Below are 25172 nucleotides of genomic sequence, written 5' to 3' on the forward strand. Positions count from 1 at the left end.
TACATCTAACGAGTAAATCTAAAGGATCATACAATATATATATGTATTTCATTCAACCAACTCGTAATATTCCTTATTTAGATCAGGTGCTTAACACACTTCCAAGTGTGCAGATGATTCAAATTAATGATATTGACTTGTATGATCCTACGATTATCGCGATTGCCGATGTACAAGATTACCTGACCCATCAGTGGAGTTTACCCACAATTGTTATGGCCTTTGAAAATGAAGGGACTGCTTTGGCTCAGGCTTGGGAGCTCGGTGCGCTTGCAGGTTGGATTTGGAATCGTTTACCTGCCAATCCTGAACATTCATTATTAAAAATTGATGCTCAATATAAGCGTAATCAGGACAGTCGTGATTTGCCTTCTGCTGCTGAACTTCAGAAACGATTACTTCCAAATCCGATTGAACTGACCAATTATCGTATAGAGACCCTGTTCCAACCTTCAGCCTATCTTTCTGGCGATTGGTACGACTATTGGAAGCTCAGTGATAAAGAAATTATTTTCTATTTGGCCGATGTGTCTGGTCATGGTGTCACCAGCAGTTTACTCACCTCTTGGATGGCAGCATTTCATGGCCGCTCAAAAACACCAAGAGAATTGATTAAGAAACTGAATGGAATGTTGGTACAAGAAAATATTGAAAAGCACATCACCATGATTGCAGGTACATTGAATTTAGAAACCCATGTTTTAAAATGGTCGAGCGCAGGACACTATCCTCCTGCAATTATGCTGGAACCGAATCATCCACCTAAAATTTTAAATACCAGTAGTTTTCCACTCGGTTTAACGGAAGATTTAGAAGTAGAAGAATTCGAATGTGTATTAAATAAACATTCACGTTTCATTATTTGCTCGGATGGTGCTCTTGAACCTTTTGATGGCGGATTGAATGAACAATTCGAACAATTGGTCTTCCACTTGCAAAATCAATCATTTCAAGCCCCCGAACATGTGGCAGATGATATTGCTATCTTAAGTTTATGCAGAATGAATTAAATTAATTTTCAATAACTTAAATAATTTAATAGGTATCTACGACTCAAGAATACTTGAGTCTACACTTGCCCTATGTGATAATTTTAGAATCCTTCTCTGCAAATGGCATTTATATGTCAACAGGTCATGTTGAATATGCAAGTTTGGACGGAACGCATATTTTTAAGCTTATTGGCGAAGTGCGAGCCCAATCTTGTATCAGTCTAGACAAACTTTTAAACCGTATTGAACAACAGTCGAATGTCGTTGGGGCAATCGTAGATTTAACCCAAACTATATTCATCGATAGCACAGTGTTAGGCATTTTAGCGAAACTTGGTTTGAAGCTAAAACAAGCCCACAACATTCAGGCCGTCATGTTATCAACCAATCCAGATATTACGACTTTAGCCAATAGCATGGGCTTAGGTCAGGTTTTTGTCATCTTGAATTACTGCGGTGATCCAAGCGTATGTACACGTGAGTTAATGGAAGAACATGTGACCAACTCAAGTATGCTGACAACCGTACTTGAGGCGCACAAAACCTTGATGAAATTGAACGAAAATAATCAAAATATGTTTGAACCGCTGGTCAAACAACTCCAAAAAGAACAAGATAATTTGGAACAAGCATCTCATCAACAAAACGCTTAATGTACTTGTTACAAGGATAAACTGATGTCTTTACTTTCTGTTGCTCAAATGAATTCTCAAAATGACATTGAAGAAAACTTCAAGGTCATCGAATCATTGATTCAACAGAGTAAAGCACAAGGTTCTTCCTTGGTGGTGTTTCCTGAAAATTTCGTGTGCTTTGCCGCAGGCAAACAACGTGAAACAGCAGCACAGTTCGAAACGATCCAAAAACGACTCGAAGCTTTAGCGCACCAGTATCAAATATGGATGATTGCGGGAACGTTACCTTGCCCTTTCCGTCCTGATGGTTCTGTGATTGAAGATGGTCGTGTGCGCACAGTCAGTTTGTGTATTAGCCCTGAGCGCACCGAAGCCCGTTATGACAAAATTCATTTGTTTGATGTACAAGTCGGTGATGCTGTCGGTGGTTACCAAGAATCCAAATTTTTTGAACCCGGCACAGACATTGTGGTTACACAAACCCCTTTTGGCAACATTGGGATGATGGTCTGCTATGACCTTCGTTTCCCCGAACTGGCTTTACATTTACGTGCGCGTGGTGCCAATATTTTAACTGCCCCTTCTGCCTTTACTTACACTACTGGTCAAATGCATTGGCAATTACTTTTACAAGCACGTGCCATGGACAGTCAATGCCAAGTGCTCGGGGCTGCGCAACAAGGCTGGCATGGTGAAAAACGTCAAACTTGGGGACATACTGCCGCGACCAATAGTCGTGGGCAAGTACTCGATATCATTACAACCGAAGGTGCGCAGCTCATTACTGTACCTTTTGACTTACAAGAACAGCAACAAATTCGTGAGTCCATGCCCTTAATGCAACATCGCCGATTGGTTCAGTTCGGTTAAAAGTCTGACTCATCTTATTTTTTTGAGATAAAACTATTTTTTCAATAAAGTTAAATATTTAGCTTGGAGATATTTCATCTGAAATAAGTTATTGGTTTCAGCTCAAAGATGTTTACCCTATTTTTATGCCAACCTTGTTGTAAACGAATCTTCACAAAACTCAATTGATCTAAAAAATAGACTATGTCTATATATAAATCTGATTGTTTAATACTTGCACTGCAAATTAAATCGTGTACGATATATTTGCATTCGATATAAATATAGGTGAATAAAATGTCTCTAGAACAAGTAGTTTATACTGCACATGCCAAAGCCACAGGTGGTCGTGATGGCCGTGCAATCTCATCTGATGGTATTTTAGATGTAAAACTCACCGTCCCTAAAGAAATGGGTGGCATGGGTGGTGGTACCAATCCTGAACAATTATTCGCTGCTGGTTATTCAGCCTGTTTTCTTGGTGCAATGAAATTCGTTGCTAACCGTGATCATTTAAAAATTACACCAGATGTATATATTGAAGGTGAGGTAGGGATTGGTCCAATTCCAACAGGCTTTGGCATTCAAGTGACTTTGAATATTCATTTGGAAGGCTTAGAGCAAGCTGAAGCACAAAAATTAGTAGATGCAGCACATATTGTTTGCCCGTATTCAAATGCAACTCGCGGCAATATTGATGTGACATTGAATGTGATTGTTTAAGTCACACCTTCTATCCCGAAGTCATCACTTCGGGATAGAAATTTCATAACCCACAAGGATTCGGAAATATTTTTTTAAACTGCACCTTTTCACCATTATCCCCATCATAATTAGCAATCAACACGAGATTTCCTAGTTGATCAAAATAAGATGATCTTTGAAAAATAGTGTACTGAGCTATTTCCCAGATGGGTACTTGTTGAAAAATATGATTTTTAGTGCTGATTAAAGTATAAGTCTTATCAAGATTTAATTGACGTGCCGTTATCTTATTCTTTCTTGTATCAGTTTCGATTAAACAATTATTTTTCGCATTAATTGTAATAAACTCAGACGTTGCATCATCCTTTTGTTTGCTTCTTGCTATAAAATCATGCCCCTGACATGGACTTCCACAAGAAATTTTAACATGGTAATAATCATCATTTAATCGCTTAATCACAGGTGACTTCATTTCTTTATAAATAATATTTTTTCACCATTAACCTCTCGAATGACATCACAAGACCACTCCATCTCATCATGACATTGCTTATACACCTTAAAAAATTCAGTATCAGCAAAACTTTGCTGGGCAATAAATGCCCCACTTATTAAAAAAAAGGAAATTAAAAGTTTATTCATTATTAAAATCTATTTGTTCTTACATTAAGTTTCATCGTGACTTTCATCATTTTTTAGCAACACAAAAACCATTGCAATCAATTCCTAAAGGCTAATATTTCAACTAGACCAATCAACTCTTAAAGCAATGCTTTTTTAAATATTCTAAAAAATTAATTTATTTCTCTTTCGCAGTCCCGTCTATAGCGAAAGAGAAAATTAACGAAATATCCCATCACTTTCAGTTATTCAGCGGCTTCATTGGTCACACGTAAAACTTCCTCCAAAGTCGTTTTACCGGCTAAAACTTTTCTCAAACCATCATCTCGAATAGAGCCTGAATGCTGCCGCGCATAACTTTCTAATTCAAATTCAGCGGCATTACCATGAATTAAACGGCGCATAGATTCATCTACAGGCACGATTTCATAAATTGCTGTTCGTCCACTGAAACCCATATGTGAACATTGCTCACACCCCTGTGGCTCTGGCAATTTCAACCCTTCAACCGAAGAAATAATCGGCTTAAAAATCTGCTGTTCAAACGGGTCTGCCTCGTGCCACGTGCTGCAATGTGGGCAAAGTGTACGAACCAAACGTTGTGCAATCACACCAATAAGAGAACTCGACAATAAGAAAGGTTCAATGCCCATATCTTTTAATCGGGTCACTGCACCAATTGCTGTGTTGGTATGCAGAGTCGACAAGACTAAATGCCCCGTTAAAGAGGCTTGCACCGCAATTTCAGCCGTTTCTAAATCACGGATTTCCCCCACCATCACCACATCTGGATCTTGACGCAACATGGCCTTTAAGGCCCGTGCAAAGGTCATATCTACCTTGGTGTTCACCTGTGTCTGACCTATACCCTCTAACTGATACTCAATTGGATCTTCCGCAGTCAAAATATTGCGGGTATTGTCATTTAGGTCTGATAAGGCCGCATATAAGGTCGTGGTCTTACCTGAACCTGTCGGTCCAGTTACCAAAATAATGCCATGTGGACGATGGACCAATTGGGTTAAACGCTCATAGTCGGGTTTCAACAAGCCCAAATGAGTCATATTCAAACGACCTGCTTGTTTATCTAACAAACGCATCACCACACGTTCGCCATGCGATGAGGGTAATGTCGAGACACGTACATCGACTTCACGACCTGCTAGGCGCAATGAAATACGTCCATCCTGAGGAATCCGCTTTTCAGCAATATCCAATTTTGCCATGACTTTAATTCGCGACACCAAAAGCGGTGCCAATTCACGGCGGGGTTGCACAATTTCGCGTAACTGACCATCCACTCTTAAGCGTACTGAGAGTTTCTTTTCAAAAGCTTCAATATGAATATCCGAGGCGCCAACGCGAATCGCTTCTGAAAGTAAAGCGTTAATTAAACGGACAATCGGTGCATCATCTTCTTGATCCATCAGATCTTCAGCTTCTGGGACTTGATCTGCCAAACTGAGTAAATCGGGATGATCTTCCAGCCCCGCAGCCACTTGCTGTGACTCGCCTGTATCCCCAGCATAACTGGAACTGAGTAAAGCATTAAAACGTTGATCGTCTAATATTTCATAGTGTGCAGACACATTGAGTAAACGACGTGCTTCTTGTAATGCAATCCATGCCGTATTTTCACGGCGTACAATAAAAACCTGTTCCCCATCATATCGAAGTAAAACGCCATGTCGTTTGGCAAAACTATAAGGAATTTGTATTTGTTTAAGTATTTGCATCACAAAATTATAATGATGAAAAAGAGGCTTTTGAGTGTACTCTAAGCTTATGACAGCGTGAAGTCTGTTTTTGACTGAACTGACTAGAGGACTTTTTTATTTTGGCATCATCTGATTTCGAGCATCATCAAGCTGCACACCCCTCACTCAAATGGTGGGGTGAGCAAAAATTCGAATTAAATCAAGCGAAAACATGGCAGTTTGGCTCTTTATTGTTTCGCCTGGCACGAAGTATCAATGAATGGCGCCTAGAATATCATCGCCCACAATATCAAAAAGATTCTGAGCGCCAATGGAATATCATTAAAGATCCTGAATTTGCCTTTCCACACCCCATCAAAATTGAGCGTTATATGTTTCGTCAAACGCACGAAACATTTCATTTGATGCCACGCTTGGCAGATCGATCTGTCGTGATTAAACCTGTCGACCCCATTTATATTCCTGCGGGGCAACGCGGAACCCTTTACATTAGTACGCCGCTCTGGATTGCAGGTTTTGTTGAAAGCCAACGTGAACCGTTATTTGACCTTCCGATGATGCAACCCAAAGATACGTGGTTCGGTCCTGACCACCGTACAGGTGAGATCTGCTATGCCACCGCAGTAGATGGACGTACGGAGTTAAGTTTACTGAAACCAAGCCCTTTTCGGGCAGTCACACCGATTGAGTTCCACAACACCAGTGGTCAACAACTGCGCTTTGATCGAATGAATATCCCCGTTTCAGCACTACCGCTTTTTTATAGTGAAAGTACAAATCGGTTATGGACGTCACAAATTAAAGTCATTCACGAAGATTTAACCCGACCACCGCGTATTAAAATTGAAAACCGCACTCCTCCTTTGGCGGGTGAAGTCACTTATGTGCATGCACCTCGCTCACCTGGTGGTGCTTTGTTCAATATGTTTGACTCATTTTTTTAGGATACCGATATGCCAGAGACCAATATTCCTAAAGATGTTGCAGTCAGCTTGAAGGAAATTTTTACCAACATTAACTTTGAAAGAATCAGTGAGATTTTAGTCGCACTGGTACTGTGTTTGATTGGTTTCATCTTCGCGCGCCTGATCTCGAATACCTTTATACGAACAGTTGGACAGAACTTTAACGCGCATCAAAGTATGGTTTGGCGTCGCGGGATTTTTTATTTTATTTTCATCCTGTTTATAATGGCAAGCCTAAAAGAAGCAGGCTTTAAGCTCAGTGTCTTTATTGGCGCTGCAGGTATTTTTACCGTTGCACTTGGCTTCGCCTCACAAACGTCTGCCAGTAACTTAATTAGCGGTCTATTCCTGATTGGTGAAGGCTCCTTTGAAGTGGGAGATACCATTCAAATCACTCTCATTCGTGGTCATACCATTGAAGGAGAAGTTATTTCTATTGACCTACTCTCGGTAAAGTTACTGACTTTAGATAATATTTATGTACGTCTGCCCAACGAACAATTGATTCGCGCTCCCGTCCTAAATTTATCCAAATTCCCCATTCGGCGGATTCCAATTACCCTCGCTATTAACTTTCAGGAAGACATCATTAAAGTCCGTGAAGTACTGTTAGATGTTGCTGCCAACTATCCCTTGGTCTTGGATGATCCTAAACCCGAGGTCACAGTAACCGCCTTTCGTGAATCCACCATCGAAATTCTGTTTGCTGTTTGGTGCCGACAAGAAATTTTTCTAAAAGCACGGGATGAACTTCAAGAGCATGTGCGTAATGGTTTCTTAAAAAATCATATTGAAATTCCAGTACCTAAAATGGGTATTATTGACCGTCCTCGCCCCAAAGCGCGTGATGAGATTGACCAGTATGCCTATGAGAAAGAACTCAAAAAAGAACCCAAAGAGCGATAAATTATCGCTCTTTTTTTTGTTCGCTTAGGCTTGGAGGTAATGGAGCAATATAGGCTATCACCAACATCACCGCACCTGAGCCAATAAAGGAAATCACCCGTGTTAAGGTGCCACTTTGTGATAGATCCAATAACAATAACTTAAGTACCACAATCGCGAGCAATGCTGCTCCAACAAACCAGATTTGACGAATATGACGTTGGCTCGAAAAGGTCATTAATACAAAAGCCAAAACCACCCACAACAAGGTCAAACTCAGTTGTACTGAACCATCATGCCAAATGGCACTCCCCCATAACGGTGTCACCAAATAATGATGCATGGCTCGAACCACAACACTACTAAACACCAACAGCCCAATCAGGATGGTGGTAATTTTAACACCCCATTCTAGGGAGGACTGCTCCTCAAAATCATGTCGATAGATGATCCACAACAAGCCTGCAAACATAAGCAAAGACAGTAAGTCAGTCAGACTCAACAAGGGCGCCGCATAGTAATGGAGCGCAGAATATGAATCTAAATTTAAGACCAGTAACCACAGTAATCCAAGCCCCCATACAGATGTCTGTTCGATAAAATTACGTTTCGCTGTGAAAAATTCATAGAATGCATATAAAAGAGGTGCAATACCTAAAGTTACTATTGGCATCTGTGGGAAAATAGCTAAACCAACACTGGCAAGCGCAAGGCAAAGCATTGCAGCCCACAGTTGATTCAGTATTCGTGCCGATGAGCGCTGTATGCATATCAACATCAAACTGATCAATAACGCACTGATTGCAAAACTGAACTGCACGGTTTGACTGGTCCAGCGCTGCGTTGTAAACACCTCTTCAAATACACTCAGACCATAAAGCAACAGCAACAAACTACCCAGCAAAGTGAGGTGCAAACTTTGCCATTCCAATTTGGATTTAAACTGTACGACTACGCTAAAACATGCCAGTAAAACCGTAGCGATGGCTATTGAGCAACTGAATGCCCATGACTGCCAGTGCATCAGCTCTACACCCGCGATGGCACCTGCATACATCCCTGAAACAAGGAAAATACCACTCAAGATACGGGCGCTGAAATATTTTTCTACGTCCTGATAATGTAATAAATAAAATGCTGAAATAAACTGTGCGATAGCATAAATGCAGGTCGTTAAAATAGGGAAATCATTATTCGACCAGATTTGGTACATCAGTGCGATGGTACTGAGCAGAACCAATCCCACACCCACATAGCGACTGAGACGATAGCGTTCGGTAATGCCCCAAACAATTAAAGCGGTACCTTGAATCACCCAGCCCGTAGAGGTCCAGTGCGCCCCTTTTGCCAACGGAAAGATCAAAGCGGTGAACACGACGGCCAGAATAAAAAAACTTTTGGCTAAAATCGATAATTGCGGATGCTGACGCTTAATCCAAAAATTTAATAGCCCATAAATGACTGCCAATGCAGCAGCGCCCCAAGTCAATGCCACAGTAGAGTCATGCATTAAAAAAGCATGTAGCGAAAATCCCAGTACAGGAACACTAAAAATAAGCCCAACATCTAAAATCGGTTGAAGCTTTTTACTATTTGAGCGGGTTTCTGATTCTCGCTGTTGCTGTTGCTCTGCCACCATCAACTGGCTATAGCGAATACTGAGCCAAATAAAGAGTGCAATATGCAACCATAAAATGATATCGAGGGTATTTAGTTGCGAATTTTCCGCATAAATCCCAATCACTGATCCACCAATAAACATCGTGGCAAAAAATGCGATCTGGTGCAGTATTTTCCATGGCTGCAAATAATTGACCACGACCACAGCCAAATTAATCACGAAATAATACCCAAATAAGAACACCACATCGGGATGAGTGTGTGGAATAAGCAGAGGTGCTAGATACGCCATGCTCAAAGCAAGAATAGCCAAATACAATGCTTGCTGCTTCAGACTCAGCACCACAGTAATACCCAACAACATCACAAATAAAATGCTGGCAGTCATTAAGCTTTGCAGCACTTCAAAATGATGGGCAAAAATCAGCGTAAGGAAGACGACTGCCAAACCTAAGCCCTGAAGGGCGATGGCAAATAAAGCATTCTTCCGTTGCAGCACATAACCCGCTAATGTGGTCGCTCCACCCGCAAGCGCAATAAAGCCCAGTTTCACCGCTAAACTTAATTGCCAATGTTCACTGGCAAAACGCAGCAACAACACAACCCCCACCATGAGTATAGCAACGGCCACTCTTAAAATTGGATTACCATGCTGCATCCAATCCACAGCAGGTTGCCACCATATGCGAGCAGATTCTGATGATATTGGATTTGGATCGACTGAGGTTTGTTGTGGTTGTTGTACAGTTGGATCCTGTTGTTGCGTCATGGTCAACTGTCCCGACATTGGCATTGCAGGAGGAAATGGCTGCTCTGACATCGGTAATGTTGAGGTTCTAGAAATAGCCCCCGAAGGTTGTTGCTGTGGTTGCTCTAACAGAGCCAATCGCCGCTGAAATACATCGATCAATTGAATCAAACACAGCAGTAAAACCAGCAATGCTCCACCAACCACCCACATCCACGTATTGGCATAGGCCCATAATGCCACCAAGGCCGCTGCATAAATCAGAATCTTTTGTGTCCCAATTCCTGCTACTTGAATCCTTGGTTGAGCAGTCGCTTGTTCTAATTGCACTAAACGCTGATGGATATTCGAGATTGACTGCACCATCACGACAGTTAACCCAAGGGCAGCAGCAACTACTGTCGATTGCCATTGCATCACTATCGCAACTACTAACAATACGGTTAATGCGATCAAGAGCAGAACCATTCCCTGTTTGTCTTTTTTATACATGGGTTTATGCATTACACAGCTTCAATCTGTTTATCTTACTTGATCACCATTCATGCAAGCAGTTTCACATACAAAATACTGCAAATTTATACACTTGAGGCGAATCTCCATAATGTTACTTAGCGCATAGTGACATTACACATAAGACAGCTTTGCCTTTTTCACGTAATATAAGCCCTAGTTCATAATCAGGATTTGTAGAATGTCACCATTTGTATTGGTCGATGGGTCATATTTTTTATTTCGCGCTTTCCATGCGGTCCCACCTCTGACAACTTCTACGGGGTTGCACACCAATGCTGTACGTGGCGCAATTTCTGCAATTCAGAAACTGATGCGTCGTACTCAACCGACACACATGGCCGTCATTTTTGATACCCCAGAACCTACTTTCCGCCATGAACTTTCACCCATTTATAAGGGTGATCGACCAAGCATGCCTGAGGAATTGGCCCAACAAATTCCATATTTACACGCCTTGATCCGTGCTTTGGGTATTCCAGTACATATGCTGCCTGGTGCAGAGGCTGACGATATTATCGGGACATTAGCCAAACGCGCTGAAGCCAAAGGACAACAAGTCCTGATTTCGACTGGCGATAAAGACATGGCGCAACTGGTCACCGAAAAAGTCACGCTTGAAGACAGCTTTAAAGAAAAGCCTATGGACATCAATGGCGTTTTTGAGAAATTTGGGGTCTGGCCAAACCAAATAATCGACTATCTGACTTTAATGGGCGATGCGTCTGACGGCATTATGGGCGTACCAGGTGTCGGTGCTAAAACCGCAGCCAAACTACTGACCGAATACGGTTCAATTGGCGGTATTTTAGAAAATGTCGACCAGATTAAAGGCAAAGTGGGTCAAAATATTAAAGATCATGTTGAAGGTATTGCGATTGACCATCAACTGGCCAGTATTGTCTGTGATTTAGAAATTAGTGTGTGCTACGAAGACTTAGCCATCCAAGACCCAAATGTGAATGAATTACGTCGTCTCTACACTGAACTAGAATTCCGTAATCAATTACAATCCTTGGATCACCCCAACAATCCAAACCATACCAACAACAAACAAAGTAATGCCAGCCTTCAGCAGGCTCCTGTAGCAGCTCCAATTGAAACTGAAGACCAAGCGACTTTAACCAGTGTCGATGATCAACTTGGTCAAGCCAACTATCATACGGTGTTGTCCGCAGAGGTTTGGGCAAAACTACTACAACGTATGCAAAGTGCGAGTAAGTTCGCGATTGATACGGAAACCACCAGTCTGGATTATCGTATTGCTGAAATGGTGGGCTTTTCAATTGCTTTTGATGCGCAAGATGCTTACTACATCCCTCTCGCGCATGATTATGAAGGTGCACCAGAACAATTGGACCGTGAAAGCGTTCTGGCACAAATTAAACCCATTTTAGAAAATCCTGAAATCAAAAAAATTGGACATCACCTGAAATATGATGCACATATTTTTGCCAATCATGGGATTGAACTGCAAGGTTGGTATTTTGACACCATGCTGGCGTCTTATGTACTCAACTCCGTGGCAACACGTCATGGGATGGATGATGTGGCTCGCCTGTATTTAAGCCACCTTACCACCACCTATGAAGAAGTCGCAGGTAAAGGGGCAAAACAAAAAACCTTCAATCAAATCGAAATTGAAACAGCAGCACATTATGCAGCCGAAGATGCCCATGTCACCTTCCGTCTATATGAAGTGCTGGATAAAAAACTTAAAGTACATCCAGAACTGATCAATATTTTGCATAATATTGAAGTACCTGTGGCACGCGTATTAACCCTAATGGAAGAAAATGGCATTCAGCTTGATCTTCAATTTTTAGATCAATTGGGTGAAGATTTTTCCAAAACCATGCAAGATTTGGAAAATCAGATTACCGAATTGGCAGGTCAGCCATTTAATGTCAGCTCTCCGAAACAAGTCGGTGAAATCTTGTTTGAAAAACTAGGCTTAAAAGGTGGCAAAAAAACGTCAACAGGACAATACAGTACCAGCGAAAGTATTTTAGAAAAATTAGATCATCCCATTAGCGCGCTGATTTTGGATTATCGTGGCTTATCTAAACTTAAAAGTACCTATACCGATGGTTTATTGAAACAAGCCAACAATGATACCCATCGTGTACATACCAGTTATCATCAAGCGTTGACTGCGACAGGACGTTTATCTTCGACCGATCCAAACCTACAAAACATTCCTGTCCGCGAAGAAATTGGCCGTCAAATCCGTAAAGCATTTATTGCGCCAGAAGGTCGAGTGTTACTTGCAGCCGACTATTCACAAATTGAACTGCGTTTAATGGCACATTTCTCTCAAGATGATGCCCTGCTGGATGCCTTCCGTCATGGTCAAGACGTGCATCGCCGCACTGCTTCAGAAGTGTTGAATATTCCATTGGATCAGGTGACTAACGATCAGCGTCGTCAAGCTAAAGCCGTCAACTTTGGTCTGTTATATGGCATGTCTGAGTTTGGCTTGACTCGTCAACTGGGCTTTACCCGTGAAGAATCACAGAACTATATCAAACAATATTTCCATCGCTATCCAGGCATTTACGAGTATATGCAACGTACACGTCAGGTCGCTTTGGAACAAGGCTTTGTCGAAACCATTTTAGGTCGTCGTTTATATACGCCAGAGATTGATGCCCGCAACATGATGATTCGTAAAGCAGCTGAACGTGCGGCAATTAATGCACCCCTGCAAGGCAGTGCTGCGGATATTATTAAAATCGCAATGATTGAAGTGGATAAAATCTTACCGAAAGATCAAGCCAAAATGCTCTTACAAGTACACGATGAATTGGTGTTTGAAGTGGATGCCGACATTGCAGATGAATTGGCACCAAAACTGGTTAAAGTAATGCAATCAGTATTGGAAATTTCGGTTCCGCTACTGGTTGAAGTCGGTAAAGGTCAAAACTGGGATGAGGCCCACTAAGGGACGTGTCTCAACACAATAAAAAAGGACTCTATATAGAGTCCTTTTTTATGATGAATTGAAAATAATTTAAAAAACTTATAACCCTGTCAACAATGCAATTGCGACTTCATTCATAATAATTTCAGCAATATACAGAGCGAAGAATGCCACAATTGGAGATAAATCAATCATGCCCATATTTGGTAACAAACGACGGAATGGTGCCAATAAAGGCTCAGCCAACTCTTGAATCACTTCAATATAAGGCGAACGTGACTGTGTAAACATCACCACCCAACTTAAAATAATGGTTGCAAAAATCAAGTAACGACAGAAACGAATCAAGTCCTGAATCATGGTCACAAAAGTCAAAATCACCAAATGAATTGGACTATTCGGCATTGCCCCCGATAAGTACATGATGCCAAATATTTTGAGTAAATAAAGCACCACGACCAATGCCAAAGCGGCAGAGTTAACTCGCCCTTTACCCAGTGTAGGGAAAATACGACTGAAAATATCGACAATCTTAGTGGCTTTAACCGTAGACATCACCACTGGATTGTACGGATTAACCGCAGCCAATTGCATTAAAAAGCGGAAGAATACGAGCAAAATCGCTACGTTAATAATAATGCCAAAAATTAGCGCAGAGCTTGCACCCATATTAAAATTTTCCTAATTAAAATCAATTATTTACTACTTTCACTTAATTCTTGAGCCAATTCTTGGCTACGTTTTTTTGCAGCAGCCAAAGCTGATTGAATATTTTGTGAAATTTGTGCACGATCAAAAACTTCTAAAGCAGCCTGAGTCGTACCATTCGGAGAAGTAACATTTTTACGTAACTCTGCTGGTGAGTTTGCACTGGTAATTGCCATTTGTGCAGCGCCTAAAGCAGTTTGCAAAGTTAATGCAGTGGCAACTTTTTCATCTAGCCCCATGTTTTTACCAGCACGAATCATGCTTTCCATCATATAGAAGAAATACGCAGGTCCCGAACCTGAAACTGCTGTCACCGCATCAATTTGTGCTTCAGAATTGACCCAGATGGTTAAACCTGTTGCAGCAAGCACTTGGCTGGCTAACTCGCGATCTTTCGCATCGACAACCTCTGTCGCATATAAACCATGCGCACCTGTCTGGACTAATGCAGGCGTATTCGGCATGACACGGACAATACGATCTGTACCCGATAAGGTTGCCATGGTTGCAATTTCTGCACCTGCAACAATTGAAATAATCAACTTACCATCAAGTAAACCATGTAATTGTTTAAGTACATTGGTAAGCACCTGAGGCTTGACTGCCAATACAACAATATCTGCATGTTGAATAGCAGCAATATTATCATCCGTCACATGTACATCTTTTTCTTGCAACAGTTGACGTACATTCTCAAAGGGATCAGAAACTGTAATACGAGTAGTGGGCATGCCTCGCGCAATTAAGCCGCCAATGAGGGCTTGCGCCATATTGCCGCCACCGATAAAACTAATATTACAATTTAAAACTGCACTCATGATTTACGCTCGATATTGAGTATTCTATTGTCCTGAAACTAATTTTGGCTGCCATCCATCCACAACTAGATATTCAGACTGTGCCAACCAAAAACCTTTGGGTGTAAAAACCCCTAGCATAACATTATCTATGCTTAATATTTGAATTGTATGACGCAACCACGGAAAAATTTGTGCTTGTTGTAGCGCTTTTTTCAGCGGCCAAGTGCCAACACGTCCATAAAGATGAATCTTTTCACCACCAGCTCGGGTAGACAAAATCAGTGGTCTACCCAATAGTTCTTTTGACAACCCAAGTGCTTGTGCTTGAATCAAATAACGTCCTGAAAATACAGATACAGTCTGATTAAGATCGAAAGTTTGCATTTGTGTTGGCAAAATAGAAAGCCGTTGTTCGGCTAAATAGGTGTCCGCAGTTAAGCGAAAGATTTGCTGTTGATAACGGACATAATAATAACCCTGCCAATGTAACGCCGCTTGTGCATCTTGCTTCGCCTCAATCACTTCAGTGATTAAGCGTTGCACCATGGCAAAATTTGGGCGATAAGTGGCTTCACCTTGCATCCAATGTGAAAGGAGTTGGCGTTGTCTTGCTACAGATAAAGCCGATAAAGGCTCTAAATTAAGATAGTGTGGATTACCACATTTCTCCAAATCAGAAGCCAACACCTCAAGTAATATTTCATCAGCATCTTGCATAAGTACACTAGTACGAGTTAGCGCTTGCTGCATTTTCGGGAAGCGTTGCTCTAAAATGGGCCATAAAATTTGACGGCACCAAGCGCGATCATAATCTGGATCAGCATTGGTCGGATCTTCAATATTTTGCACATTCAACTGAGCCGCCCATTGGCAAATCTGCTCACGCGACAATTCTAGCATGGGTCGCCAAAGCGTCATTTTCGCTCGCACATCAACCATAGACATGGCAGATAAACCTTGCACACCTGCCCCTGAAAGCAGTCGTAACATCAAAGTTTCAGCCTGATCTTGCTGATGATGGGCTAAAACTAGAACTTCATTGACCTGTAAATGTTCTGCAAAGGCTTGATAGCGAGCATTGCGTGCTTGGTTTTCTAGATTACCTTCAGCCACACGAACAGGAACAATGCTACAAGGCACCTGCAATTGCTGACAGGTATTCAAGACAAATTGACCCCAAGCCGCACTCATACATTGCAGCTGATGATCGACATAAATTGCACGAACTTTTTGCGGGAATAAAAACGACATAAGATGTAGCAACAGCATGGAATCCACACCGCCACTACATCCTATGAGATAAGAACTTTGTTCTTTAAAGGTCTGCGCCTGTATTAAGACGTTAGACCTAAATTGTCGCTGCCAAACTTCATTAAACGTTGGTAACGTGCTTCGCATCGTTCTTGGGCATCCATTGGCTGTAACTCATCCAATGCTTGTTTGAGTACGGCCTTTAAACTTTCCATCACTTGTTCAGGATTTAAATGCGCACCTTGACCTTCATCAACCACGTATTCAACAATACCTATCTGTTGTAAACGGTCTGCCGTTAACGCCAAGGCTTCACTGGCCTGCTCTGCTTTTTCAGCAGTTTTCCACAGAATAGATGCACAGCCTTCAGGTGAAATCACTGAATAAATACTGTGTGACAACATAATCACACGGTCAGCAACACCAATACCTAAAGCACCACCCGAACCCCCTTCACCCAATACTGTTGCAATAACAGGAACTTTCAAATTTGAAAGTTGTGCAAGGCTAGTCGCAATCGCTTCCGCTTGGCCACGTTCTTCAGCACCTACACCTGGGTAAGCGCCCATAGTATCAATAAAAGTGAATACAGGTAAATTAAAACGCTCTGCCATATCAAGCAAACGTTGTGCTTTACGATAACCTTCAGGATTACTCATCCCAAAGTTATGCTTTAATTTTTCACGAGTGCTACGACCACGGTGCTGACCAACGATCATCACGGGTTTACCATCAAAACGTGCTAAGCCACCGACCATCGCACCATCATCACCAAACAAACGATCTCCATGTAAAGCATCGAATTCAGTGAAGATTTCACCAACATAGTCCAAAAATTGCGGACGGTCTGGGTGACGTGCAATTTGGACTGTTGCCCATGCTTTAGATTGAGCAGCTTTATTTTTCATAGGTCAACCATTATCCCTAAATTAACCAAACAGTGTTAATCGATAAATTGTTCAGACTGAATATTCAATTCAATATCCCAATGCTTGAATTGCATTTGTTCATCATGCAAATCTGCAACAAGCAAAGGCCATTGTTTGGCATCGCCAGAAACGCAGAGTTGCCATTGTTGCGCATTGCCAATGGTTAATTCAATGGCAGGAAGCATCGCATCGCTACGACTATGATTCAGTAAAACTGCTAATCGAAGCAATAGACATAGATGCACAAGTTTGCTACCACCAACCTTCATCACGTCAATTTTTGCATCACTACGTAACTTGCGACGATGATGTGCAACCAAATGTGAAATCTGGTTTTGGTCAATCTGTGAGAAGCCTGCAATGTCCGAATGTTGTAATAAATAGGCACCATGACGATGATAACCACCATGACTAATCGCCAATCCAATTTCATGCAAATATGCCGCGCGACGCAGTAAGTCACTGTCATCACTGGTTAAATTCAGTGGTTTTGCCACACTATCAAATAGATGTTGTACAGTTTTAACGACGCGCTCAGCCTGTTTCGGATCTGCACCATAGCGCCCCATTAACGCTTGCACACTACGGTCACGAATATCCTCATGTTGGAAACGACCAAGCAAGTCATACATGACGCCTTCGCGTAATGCGCCGTCCGAATAAACTAAAACTTCAATTTCCAATAACTCGAATACTGCACACAAAATTGCAATTCCAGCTGGCAAAACTGCTCGACGGTCTTCCTTGAGACCATCAAAATCCATTTCCGAAATATGCTTGTATTTAAGAAGTTTTTCTTTCAGTTTTTCTAGCCCTTCACGAGTCAGATTTTCCTGTTCATTACTCCAACCCATATTGACCGCAATTTGGCGACAAGCTTTAATGGTACCACTCGATCCAACAACAGTATCCCAACCTGCTTCTTTATAAGTATTGGCAATTGCAGATAATTCTTTACGCGCTGCAACCACAGCTTTATCAAAACTTTTTTGATTAATTTCACCATCGGCAAAATATAACTTGGTAAACGCGACACATCCCATTTGTAAGGATTCGGTGTGGATTGGTTCAAATTCTTCACCAATAATCAGTTCTGTTGATCCCCCACCAATATCAATCACCAAACGACGACCACTATTGGCCATGGTATGAGATACACCCAAATAAATCAGACGTGCTTCTTCACGTCCTGCAATAATTTCAATCGGTTTTGGTAATATTTCTGCGGCTTTCTGAATAAATTCATGTCCATTCTTGGCTTGGCGTAAAGCATTGGTTGCCACAATTCTTAAACGATTTGGCTGCACTGAACTTAAACGCCCAACAAAACGTGCTAAACATGCCAAACCACGTTGTTGTGCTGCTTCAGTTAAGTTTTTATTTTCATCAAGTCCAGCGGCTAACTGAACTTTTTCTGACATTGATGCAACTTTTTTGACTTCACCATGGTCTACACGCGCTATCGCAAGGTGAAAGCTGTTCGATCCCATATCGATGGCAGCAAGTAATTCTTCATCAATCAAAAAATCAGACATTCTTCAAATAAACCTGTACAGAATTGAGCCTAGAGTAATGCACATACATGCAATTTAAAAGCCATTTATGTCTTTTAAAGACTGAGCCTTTTATTTTTAAGCATATATGACAATTGTGTTACACGATTAAGATCATCGTGAGCTTCAATTAGACAAATCTACTCTAAAGGTCGAAAATTTGCATCTAACACTACATTGTTAAAGATGGCTATGTAATACTTAGAGTCATTAGCTATCTTTTAATAAAATTTTTGGAGCATATTCCATGTCAGGCAATATCATCAACACGACAGATGCAAACTTTGAAGCAGATGTTTTAAATTCAGATACTCCCGTTCTTGTTGATTTCTGGGCAGGTTGGTGTGCACCATGTAAAGCGATTGCACCTGTATTGGAAGTTCTTGCTAACGAATACGAAGGCAAAGTAAAAATTGTAAAAGTTGATGTGACTTCTTGCGAAGCAACAGCTGTTAATTACAATATTCGCAACATTCCAGCATTATTAATGTTTAAAAATGGCGAAGTCGTTGCACAACAAGTTGGTGCAGCACCAAAATCTAAATTAACAGCCTTCATTGAAGACCATATCTAATTCAAACTTTGCAATTAGAGCAAATGCGTTATGCCCAATAACGCATTTTTTTCGTCTATAAATTGACAAAGTTAAGAATCTCTCTTATATTTCATGTTCAAGAAAGAAAGGATTTCAAGTCCATCTTTTTCTTACAAGATACAACACATAAGATCGCCGTTCGGCAACAGAAATTGTTTCATACATTTTCTCTTCGCAACAATTTATCAGACCACCGCGTTGTTATTGTATTAATACGATGCCGTCATTTTATTGCTGTATGCGACCGAATGTTGCTCCCTTTCCAACCTGTTTCTAGAATTTTTGATTCTATCTGACCACATATGAATTTAACCGAACTCAAGAAAAAACCAATTGGCGAACTCATCAAAATTGCAGAGTTTATGGGCCTAGAAGGAATGGCACGTAACCGTAAGCAAGATATTATCTTTGCCATCTTAAAGCGTCATGCGATGAATGGCGAAGAGATCTTTGGTGATGGCGTTCTCGAAATTCTGTCAGATGGTTTTGGTTTTTTACGCTCTGCAGCAGGCTCTTATCTTGCTGGACCAGATGACATTTATGTTAGCCCTTCACAAATTCGTCGTTTTAACTTGCGCACGGGTGACACCATCACCGGAACGATTCGCCCACCGAAAGAAGGTGAACGTTATTTTGCCCTCTTAAAAGTGAATCAAATTAACTACGACACACCTGAAAACTCGCGCAATAAAATCTTATTCGAGAACTTAACACCATTGTTCCCAACTGAACAGCTGGTTATGGAGTTAGGTAACGGCACTACAGAAGATTTAACTGCACGTGTGGTCGATTTAGTTGCTCCAATTGGTAAAGGTCAACGTTCAATTATTGTTGCCCCACCTAAAGCGGGTAAAACCATGTTGTTGCAAAACATCGCGCAATCGATTGTACGTAATAACCCGGAATGCTTCCTGATTGTTCTTTTAATTGATGAACGTCCTGAAGAAGTGACTGAAATGGAACGGACAGTACGTGGTGAAGTCATTGCGTCTACGTTTGATGAATCTCCAGCGCGCCATGTACAGGTTGCTGAAATGGTGATTGAAAAAGCAAAACGTCTGGTTGAACACAAAAAAGATGTCGTAATTCTGCTTGACTCAATTACCCGTTTGGCTCGTGCTTACAACACTGTTGTGCCTTCATCTGGCAAGGTATTAACGGGTGGTGTGGATGCCCATGCACTTGAGCGTCCGAAGCGTTTCTTTGGTGCTGCACGTAATATTGAAGAAGGTGGCTCACTGACCATCATCTCGACTGCCCTGATTGAAACTGGTAGTAAGATGGATGAAGTGATCTATGAAGAATTCAAAGGTACAGGTAACCAAGAGATCACACTAGATCGTCGTATTGCTGAAAAACGTGTATTCCCTGCCATGAACATTAAAAAGTCAGGCACACGTCGTGAAGAGCGCTTAATGTCTGAAGATAATCTACGTAAAGTATGGATTCTACGCAAGTTACTTCACACTCAAGATGAATTGGCTGCAATGGAATTTTTATTGGATCGCATGAAAGAAACCAAAACCAATGATGATTTCTTTGATCAAATGAAGCGTAAAGCAACCAATTAATTTGATTCATAAAAAAACAAAAAGGTCACTTTTATAAGTGACCTTTTTATTTGGTTGACTTTGTTAACATAAATACACATTTCGCCTTGAGCTATGTAACAACAGTTGCAAATATTTGATTGTTAAATGAATGATTTTAAAAACCTCTTTAATTTTATAAACTTAATTAGTATTTATCCAATATAAAGCACATCTTTAATTGTTATTTTCTGTTAAAAAAAAGCATTTATTTGCTCATTTTTTGGTTTTTTTTCACACAAACTAGTAGTAATTCAAAATGGGCAGTGATAGCATATTCGCAGACCAGTTAAGCTGCTCCTGCATTGTTACTACCTAACAAATTTAGGAAGAATAAAAGCACATAACAGCTGACCTTGGTTTTTTTTAATCTCATATTTTAGAGAGTGATGCCATGTTATTCAAAAAAATCGCTATTGCTGCTGCAGTTGCTACTACTTTAGCTTTCGTTGGCTGTGCTAAAAAAGAAGAAGCTCCTGCTGCTGAAGCTGCTGCTTCTGCTGCGTCTGAAGCTACTGCTGCTGCTTCTGAAGCTTCTGCTGCTGTAGACGCTGCTGCTGTTGAAGCTGCTTCTGCTGCTGACGTTGCTGCTTCTGCTGCTGACGTTGCTGCTTCTGCTGCTGACGCTGCTGCTTCTGCTGCTCACTAATCTTTACGATTACGTAGCAAAAAAAGAGAGAACTTCCGTTCTCTCTTTTTTTATGCCTGAAATTTACTATTTACATCGAAATATCAATAATTTTAAAAAATTACATCCATCTATAAATAATAAAAAAAGCAGATCAATCGATCTGCTCTTTCCCAACACGCTGTCTAAATTTCTGACCTGCGCGGAATGTAACTACACGGCGGGCAGAAATCGGAATCTCTTCACCCGTTTTAGGATTTCTACCTGGTCGTTGACGCTTATCACGCAACTCGAAGTTCCCGAAACCCGAAAGTTTAACCTGTTCTCCAGAAATAAGCGCTTGGCTTATTTCGTCAAAGAATAATTCGACCATTTGTTTTGCTTCACGACGGTTTAAACTCGTGAGCTCACTTAAATGATCAGCCATTTCTGCTTTAGTTAATGCTGTCATGAAGCCCTCAATGTCGCCTGATAAGTGTTCTGCAACACTTCAATGATTGTATCCATACCCGATTTAATTTCAGCGTCTTCCAAGGTACGAGACGGATGTTGCCATAACAGTGCAAATGCCAACGAGCGCTTACCTGCTTCGACCCCTTGTCCTGTGTACACATCGAAGAGCCAATTCGAGTTTAACAGCTCCCCACCAGTTTTAGTGATAAGTTGCTGAATTTCACCAATATTAATCTTATCACTAATTAAAAGCGCAATATCACGTCTTACTGATGGAAAACGTGATAATTCTGTAAAATTAGATACATAAGTTTGCAAAACAGCCTTTTGATCAAGTTCAGCTACCCAAGTCGTACCTAAATCCAACTCTGCTTCTAGCGTTGGGTGCAAACGACCTAAATAACCGATTGATTGACCATCCACCATAATCTCTGCTGACTGACCGGGATGTAACCAAACTCGCTCAGAACGAGCATATTCCACTTTGACACGTCCTGCGGCCAATAACTCTTCCACTTCACCTTTAAAGTCAAAGAAATCCATTGCTTGTGGTTTGGCATGCCAAGATTCTGCTTGCTTCGCGCCTACAGCAATCATGGCTAATGTTGGAATCTGTTTTAAATCATGGATGTTATTGGCATCTTGATAATCAAAACGTAAGCCCAACTCAAAGAAGCGCACACGACTTTGTTGGCGGTTAATATTATATTGCACGCAAGGAATTAAACTTGAAAGCACAGTTGAACGCATGACCGCTAAATCACTTGAAATTGGATTGGCCAATGCCAATGGATTAACCGCTGGATTGAGCTGTTTTTCAAGTTTCAAATCAGCAAAGCTGAAACTAATCGCTTCTTGATAACCCAAAGTCACCAAAGTCTGACGTAATTGTGCAATTTCAAATTGATCTTGATACTTGGCAAGCTGTGCATCAATCACAGGTAAACTGATTTGAATATTGTCATAACCGTGGATACGGGCAACTTCTTCAATTAAGTCTTGATAAATTGCCATATCATAACGGTGTGATGGTGGAACAACAGACCACTGACCTTCCGCTTTAACTGTCACAATACAACCTAAACGGGTTAATGCATCAGCAATAAATTCACCTTCTACACGATAACCCAACAGTTGATCGACTTGTGCCTGCTTAAGTTCAATCGCTTCGCGCTTAGGCAAAACTTCAGCTTGTTCAGCAACAGTAATCGGACCAAATTCACCACCAGCAAGCTCAGCAATCAATTGTGATGCACGATGCATTGCCAGCATTGGTAATTCAAAGTCTACACCACGTTCATAGCGCTGCGAAGCATCGGTATGCAAACCAAAACTACGGGCACGACCTGCAATATGTAACGGTGCGAAGAATGCAGATTCTAAGAAAATTTCAGTCGTTTCATCCGTGACTGAAGAAGATAAACCACCCATGATGCCTGCAATTGCCAATGCTTTTTCAGCATCTGCAATCACCATCACCTTTTCATTCAGTTCAACTTCTTGTTCATTTAACAGCACCAATTTTTCCGCTGCTGTTGCTTGACGCACGTGAACTGCACCTTGAACCTTTCCGCCATCAAATGCATGTAATGGTTGACCCAACTCCATCAACACATAGTTGGTAATATCGACCAAAATACTGTGCTGACGCATACCTGAACGCGCAAGCGCACGCTCCATCCATTCTGGTGTTGGCGCTTTGGTATTTACGTTTTTGATTACGCGACCTAAATAACGCGGGCAACCTTCTGTAGTGACAACAACTTTTTTCTCATCTGCAATGGCCGCAGCTACTTCTTTAATCTCTGGCGCAACCGCCGTCATTTGGTTAATGACCGCAATTTCACGCGCAATACCACGAATACTGAAGCAGTCACCGCGGTTTGGGGTAATACTAATATCAATCACATGATCATCTAAGTCTAGATATTCACGGATATTTACACCAACTGGTGCATCTGCTGGAAGTTCTAAAAGACCATCAATTTTATCTTCTAGATCAATTTCCGAAGCACCACACAACATGCCTTGTGACTCAATACCACGCAGCTTGCCTTTTTTAATTTTAAAATCGCCTGGTAACACTGCACCAATCGTCGCTACAGGAGCCTTCATTCCCACGCGAACATTCGGTGCACCACATACAATTTGCAAAGGCTCACCTGAACCAATATTTACGGTAGTGACACGTAAACGGTCGGCATCGGGATGTTGTTCTACGGTAAGTACTTCACCTACCACGACACCCGTAAATGGTTTTGCCGCAGGAGATAAATCATCAACTTCGAGACCTAACATGGTCAGTTGGTCAGATAAAGTTTCGCTATCAATGGCTGGGTTGACCCATGTGCGCAACCAATTTTCGCTAATTTTCATTTTATTAAAAACCTATAAATCTAAATTTTTGAATCCCCCTCTAACTCTCCCCCTTTGAAAAAGCGGAGAACCCAGAGTCATCACGAACAACTCCTCTCCTTACAGGAGAGACTGGGAGAGGTCTAAATCTGTTTAAGCAAATTGGCGTAAGAAACGCACATCATTTTGATAGAACATACGCAAGTCATTAATGCCATAGCGCAACATTGCAAAACGCTCTACCCCTAAACCAAATGCAAAGCCTTTATATTTTTCAGGATCAATACCCGCAGCTTGCAAGACATTTGGGTGCACCATACCGCAACCGAGCACTTCCAACCATTTACCGCGCTCATCCATAATATCCACTTCTGCACTTGGCTCGGTGAATGGGAAATAAGATGGACGGAAACGAACTTTCAAATCTTTCTCGAAGAATTCGTTCAACAAATTCACCAACAGACCTTTCAGTTCAGCAAAGCTGGTATGTTCAGCAACGTACAAACCTTCAATTTGGTGGAACATCGGTGAATGCGTTTGATCTGAATCACAGCGGTATACACGACCAGGGCACACAATACGAATTGGCGGTTGTGAGGTTTCCATAGTCCGGATTTGCACGCCTGAGGTATGTGTACGCAACAAATGATTGGCATCAAAATAGAATGTGTCATGCATTGCACGCGCTGGGTGGTGCCCCGGAATATTGAGTGCTTCAAAGTTATGATAATCATCTTCAACTTCTGGACCTGTCGCTACCGTAAAGCCCGCTTTGGTAAAGAATTGACAAATACGCTCCTGCACTTGGGTAACTGGATGAATACTTCCAATCGTTTGACCACGCCCTGGCAAAGTAATATCAATCGTTTCACTTGCGAGTTGTTGTTCTAACGCTGCTTTTTGTAATTGCGCTTGACGTTCAGTCAATGCTGCATTAATTGCTTCACGCACAGCATGAATTGCAGCACCCTGAACTTTACGCTCCTCAGGGTCCATTTTACCCAAGGCTTTGGATTGTTCTGCAAGCTGGCTCTTTTTCCCTGTAAATTGCACACGAACCAAATCGAGGGCGGCAAGGTCTTGAGCTGCTGCAATGGCAGCAAGCGCTTCGGTGGTCAGGGCTTCCAGTGACATAGT

The 25172-nt window shown here is 41.5% G+C and carries 22 protein-coding genes; 10 read left to right on the forward strand and 12 right to left on the reverse strand.

What is annotated here, in order from left to right:
* Window positions 1–41: 41 nt before the first annotated feature.
* The 4 genes from gigA (at window position 42) to E0H94_RS11465 (ending at window position 3199) form a co-directional block, all read left to right on the forward strand.
* Complete coding sequence (gene gigA / locus E0H94_RS11450) at window positions 42–1010, forward strand: RsbU family protein phosphatase GigA (RefSeq protein WP_131265517.1); 969 nt, start codon at window positions 42–44, stop codon at window positions 1008–1010.
* Between the two features lie 113 nt (window positions 1011–1123).
* Complete coding sequence (gene gigB / locus E0H94_RS11455) at window positions 1124–1645, forward strand: anti-anti-sigma factor GigB (protein ID WP_131326648.1); 522 nt, start codon at window positions 1124–1126, stop codon at window positions 1643–1645.
* 24 nt (window positions 1646–1669) lie between these two features.
* Window positions 1670–2497 carry a carbon-nitrogen hydrolase family protein gene (locus E0H94_RS11460; RefSeq protein ID WP_131326649.1) on the forward strand — a complete coding sequence of 276 codons (828 nt, stop codon included), beginning with the start codon at window positions 1670–1672 and terminating at the stop codon, window positions 2495–2497.
* 276 nt (window positions 2498–2773) lie between these two features.
* The gene (locus E0H94_RS11465) at window positions 2774–3199 is read left to right on the forward strand and encodes an organic hydroperoxide resistance protein (protein ID WP_131326650.1); all 426 of its coding nucleotides are present in this window, start codon (window positions 2774–2776) and stop codon (window positions 3197–3199) included.
* Between the two features lie 43 nt (window positions 3200–3242).
* On the opposite strand, the gene E0H94_RS11470 is transcribed toward E0H94_RS11465, so the two are convergent.
* From E0H94_RS11470 to gspE, 3 genes are all read right to left on the reverse strand, one after another.
* Complete coding sequence (locus E0H94_RS11470) at window positions 3243–3641, reverse strand: hypothetical protein (protein ID WP_227548591.1); 399 nt, start codon at window positions 3639–3641, stop codon at window positions 3243–3245.
* An 8-nt stretch (window positions 3642–3649) separates the two neighbouring features.
* Window positions 3650–3823 (reverse strand): hypothetical protein, encoded by a 174-nt coding sequence (locus E0H94_RS18720; protein WP_227548592.1) that lies wholly within the window; start codon window positions 3821–3823, stop codon window positions 3650–3652.
* Window positions 3824–4047: 224 nt separating this feature from the next.
* Window positions 4048–5538, reverse strand: coding sequence for a type II secretion system ATPase GspE (gene gspE / locus E0H94_RS11475; protein WP_131326651.1), 1491 nt, complete (start codon window positions 5536–5538; stop codon window positions 4048–4050).
* Between the two features lie 101 nt (window positions 5539–5639).
* Here gspE and E0H94_RS11480 point away from each other — a divergent pair, with 101 nt between their 5' ends.
* Window positions 5640–6464 carry a hypothetical protein gene (locus tag E0H94_RS11480; RefSeq protein ID WP_131326652.1) on the forward strand — a complete coding sequence of 275 codons (825 nt, stop codon included), beginning with the start codon at window positions 5640–5642 and terminating at the stop codon, window positions 6462–6464.
* A 9-nt stretch (window positions 6465–6473) separates the two neighbouring features.
* Window positions 6474–7391 carry a mechanosensitive ion channel family protein gene (locus tag E0H94_RS11485; RefSeq protein ID WP_131326653.1) on the forward strand — a complete coding sequence of 306 codons (918 nt, stop codon included), beginning with the start codon at window positions 6474–6476 and terminating at the stop codon, window positions 7389–7391.
* 1 nt (window position 7392) lies between these two features.
* Here the strand turns inward: E0H94_RS11485 and E0H94_RS11490 are convergent, their stop codons facing one another.
* A complete protein-coding gene (locus tag E0H94_RS11490; protein WP_131326654.1) occupies window positions 7393–10230 on the reverse strand; it encodes a DUF2339 domain-containing protein in 2838 nt (945 codons plus the stop codon).
* 202 nt (window positions 10231–10432) lie between these two features.
* Between E0H94_RS11490 and polA the strand changes: the two genes are divergently transcribed.
* Window positions 10433–13195 carry a DNA polymerase I gene (polA, locus tag E0H94_RS11495; protein ID WP_131326655.1) on the forward strand — a complete coding sequence of 921 codons (2763 nt, stop codon included), beginning with the start codon at window positions 10433–10435 and terminating at the stop codon, window positions 13193–13195.
* A 78-nt stretch (window positions 13196–13273) separates the two neighbouring features.
* Here the strand turns inward: polA and E0H94_RS11500 are convergent, their stop codons facing one another.
* The 5 genes from E0H94_RS11500 to ppx are packed head-to-tail and all read right to left on the reverse strand — an operon-like array spanning window position 13274 to window position 18397.
* A complete protein-coding gene (locus E0H94_RS11500) occupies window positions 13274–13843 on the reverse strand; it encodes a YggT family protein (protein WP_131326656.1) in 570 nt (189 codons plus the stop codon).
* A 26-nt stretch (window positions 13844–13869) separates the two neighbouring features.
* On the reverse strand, window positions 13870–14700 hold the full coding sequence (gene proC / locus E0H94_RS11505; RefSeq protein WP_131326657.1) for a pyrroline-5-carboxylate reductase: 831 nt from the start codon (window positions 14698–14700) through the stop codon (window positions 13870–13872).
* Between the two features lie 24 nt (window positions 14701–14724).
* A complete protein-coding gene (gene tilS / locus E0H94_RS11510) occupies window positions 14725–16080 on the reverse strand; it encodes a tRNA lysidine(34) synthetase TilS (RefSeq protein WP_131326658.1) in 1356 nt (451 codons plus the stop codon).
* Window positions 16017–16841 (reverse strand): acetyl-CoA carboxylase carboxyltransferase subunit alpha, encoded by an 825-nt coding sequence (locus E0H94_RS11515; RefSeq protein ID WP_131326659.1) that lies wholly within the window; start codon window positions 16839–16841, stop codon window positions 16017–16019. The genes tilS and E0H94_RS11515 overlap by 64 nt, the downstream gene beginning before the upstream one ends.
* A 35-nt stretch (window positions 16842–16876) precedes the next feature.
* Window positions 16877–18397, reverse strand: coding sequence for an exopolyphosphatase (gene ppx / locus E0H94_RS11520; RefSeq protein WP_131326660.1), 1521 nt, complete (start codon window positions 18395–18397; stop codon window positions 16877–16879).
* Window positions 18398–18662: 265 nt separating this feature from the next.
* Here ppx and trxA point away from each other — a divergent pair, with 265 nt between their 5' ends.
* From trxA to E0H94_RS11535, 3 genes are all read left to right on the forward strand, one after another.
* The gene (gene trxA, locus E0H94_RS11525) at window positions 18663–18989 is read left to right on the forward strand and encodes a thioredoxin (RefSeq protein ID WP_016166116.1); all 327 of its coding nucleotides are present in this window, start codon (window positions 18663–18665) and stop codon (window positions 18987–18989) included.
* Between the two features lie 323 nt (window positions 18990–19312).
* Entirely contained in the window at window positions 19313–20581 is a 1269-nt protein-coding gene (gene rho / locus E0H94_RS11530) for a transcription termination factor Rho (protein WP_116761404.1), read from the forward strand.
* 412 nt (window positions 20582–20993) lie between these two features.
* Window positions 20994–21248, forward strand: coding sequence for a hypothetical protein (locus tag E0H94_RS11535; protein WP_131326661.1), 255 nt, complete (start codon window positions 20994–20996; stop codon window positions 21246–21248).
* Between the two features lie 133 nt (window positions 21249–21381).
* On the opposite strand, the gene E0H94_RS11540 is transcribed toward E0H94_RS11535, so the two are convergent.
* From E0H94_RS11540 to pheS, 3 genes are all read right to left on the reverse strand, one after another.
* Window positions 21382–21678, reverse strand: coding sequence for an integration host factor subunit alpha (locus E0H94_RS11540; RefSeq protein WP_016166119.1), 297 nt, complete (start codon window positions 21676–21678; stop codon window positions 21382–21384).
* Window positions 21675–24056 (reverse strand): phenylalanine--tRNA ligase subunit beta, encoded by a 2382-nt coding sequence (gene pheT, locus E0H94_RS11545; protein ID WP_131326662.1) that lies wholly within the window; start codon window positions 24054–24056, stop codon window positions 21675–21677. The genes E0H94_RS11540 and pheT overlap by 4 nt, the downstream gene beginning before the upstream one ends.
* 132 nt (window positions 24057–24188) lie before the next feature.
* Complete coding sequence (pheS, locus tag E0H94_RS11550) at window positions 24189–25169, reverse strand: phenylalanine--tRNA ligase subunit alpha (RefSeq protein WP_131326663.1); 981 nt, start codon at window positions 25167–25169, stop codon at window positions 24189–24191.
* Between the last annotated feature and the right edge of the window lie 3 nt (window positions 25170–25172).

This window comes from Acinetobacter sp. ANC 4173 (genome assembly GCF_004331255.1).
Taxonomy (GTDB): Bacteria; Pseudomonadota; Gammaproteobacteria; order Pseudomonadales; family Moraxellaceae; genus Acinetobacter.

What these genes read in the sequence shown, in the direction of transcription:
- gigA (WP_131265517.1), top strand. Translation starts at nt 42, where the DNA reads ATGTATTTCATTCAACCAACTCGTAATATTCCTTATTTAGATCAGGTG.
- gigB (WP_131326648.1), top strand. Translation starts at nt 1,124, where the DNA reads ATGTCAACAGGTCATGTTGAATATGCAAGTTTGGACGGAACGCATATT.
- E0H94_RS11460 (WP_131326649.1), top strand. Translation starts at nt 1,670, where the DNA reads ATGTCTTTACTTTCTGTTGCTCAAATGAATTCTCAAAATGACATTGAA.
- E0H94_RS11465 (WP_131326650.1), top strand. Translation starts at nt 2,774, where the DNA reads ATGTCTCTAGAACAAGTAGTTTATACTGCACATGCCAAAGCCACAGGT.
- E0H94_RS18720 (WP_227548592.1), bottom strand. Translation starts at nt 3,823, where the DNA reads ATGAATAAACTTTTAATTTCCTTTTTTTTAATAAGTGGGGCATTTATT.
- gspE (WP_131326651.1), bottom strand. Translation starts at nt 5,538, where the DNA reads ATGCAAATACTTAAACAAATACAAATTCCTTATAGTTTTGCCAAACGA.
- E0H94_RS11485 (WP_131326653.1), top strand. Translation starts at nt 6,474, where the DNA reads ATGCCAGAGACCAATATTCCTAAAGATGTTGCAGTCAGCTTGAAGGAA.
- E0H94_RS11490 (WP_131326654.1), bottom strand. Translation starts at nt 10,230, where the DNA reads ATGTATAAAAAAGACAAACAGGGAATGGTTCTGCTCTTGATCGCATTA.
- polA (WP_131326655.1), top strand. Translation starts at nt 10,433, where the DNA reads ATGTCACCATTTGTATTGGTCGATGGGTCATATTTTTTATTTCGCGCT.
- E0H94_RS11500 (WP_131326656.1), bottom strand. Translation starts at nt 13,843, where the DNA reads ATGGGTGCAAGCTCTGCGCTAATTTTTGGCATTATTATTAACGTAGCG.
- proC (WP_131326657.1), bottom strand. Translation starts at nt 14,700, where the DNA reads ATGAGTGCAGTTTTAAATTGTAATATTAGTTTTATCGGTGGCGGCAAT.
- tilS (WP_131326658.1), bottom strand. Translation starts at nt 16,080, where the DNA reads ATGCGAAGCACGTTACCAACGTTTAATGAAGTTTGGCAGCGACAATTT.
- E0H94_RS11515 (WP_131326659.1), bottom strand. Translation starts at nt 16,841, where the DNA reads ATGAAAAATAAAGCTGCTCAATCTAAAGCATGGGCAACAGTCCAAATT.
- ppx (WP_131326660.1), bottom strand. Translation starts at nt 18,397, where the DNA reads ATGTCTGATTTTTTGATTGATGAAGAATTACTTGCTGCCATCGATATG.
- trxA (WP_016166116.1), top strand. Translation starts at nt 18,663, where the DNA reads ATGTCAGGCAATATCATCAACACGACAGATGCAAACTTTGAAGCAGAT.
- rho (WP_116761404.1), top strand. Translation starts at nt 19,313, where the DNA reads ATGAATTTAACCGAACTCAAGAAAAAACCAATTGGCGAACTCATCAAA.
- E0H94_RS11535 (WP_131326661.1), top strand. Translation starts at nt 20,994, where the DNA reads ATGTTATTCAAAAAAATCGCTATTGCTGCTGCAGTTGCTACTACTTTA.
- E0H94_RS11540 (WP_016166119.1), bottom strand. Translation starts at nt 21,678, where the DNA reads ATGACAGCATTAACTAAAGCAGAAATGGCTGATCATTTAAGTGAGCTC.
- pheT (WP_131326662.1), bottom strand. Translation starts at nt 24,056, where the DNA reads ATGAAAATTAGCGAAAATTGGTTGCGCACATGGGTCAACCCAGCCATT.
- pheS (WP_131326663.1), bottom strand. Translation starts at nt 25,169, where the DNA reads ATGTCACTGGAAGCCCTGACCACCGAAGCGCTTGCTGCCATTGCAGCA.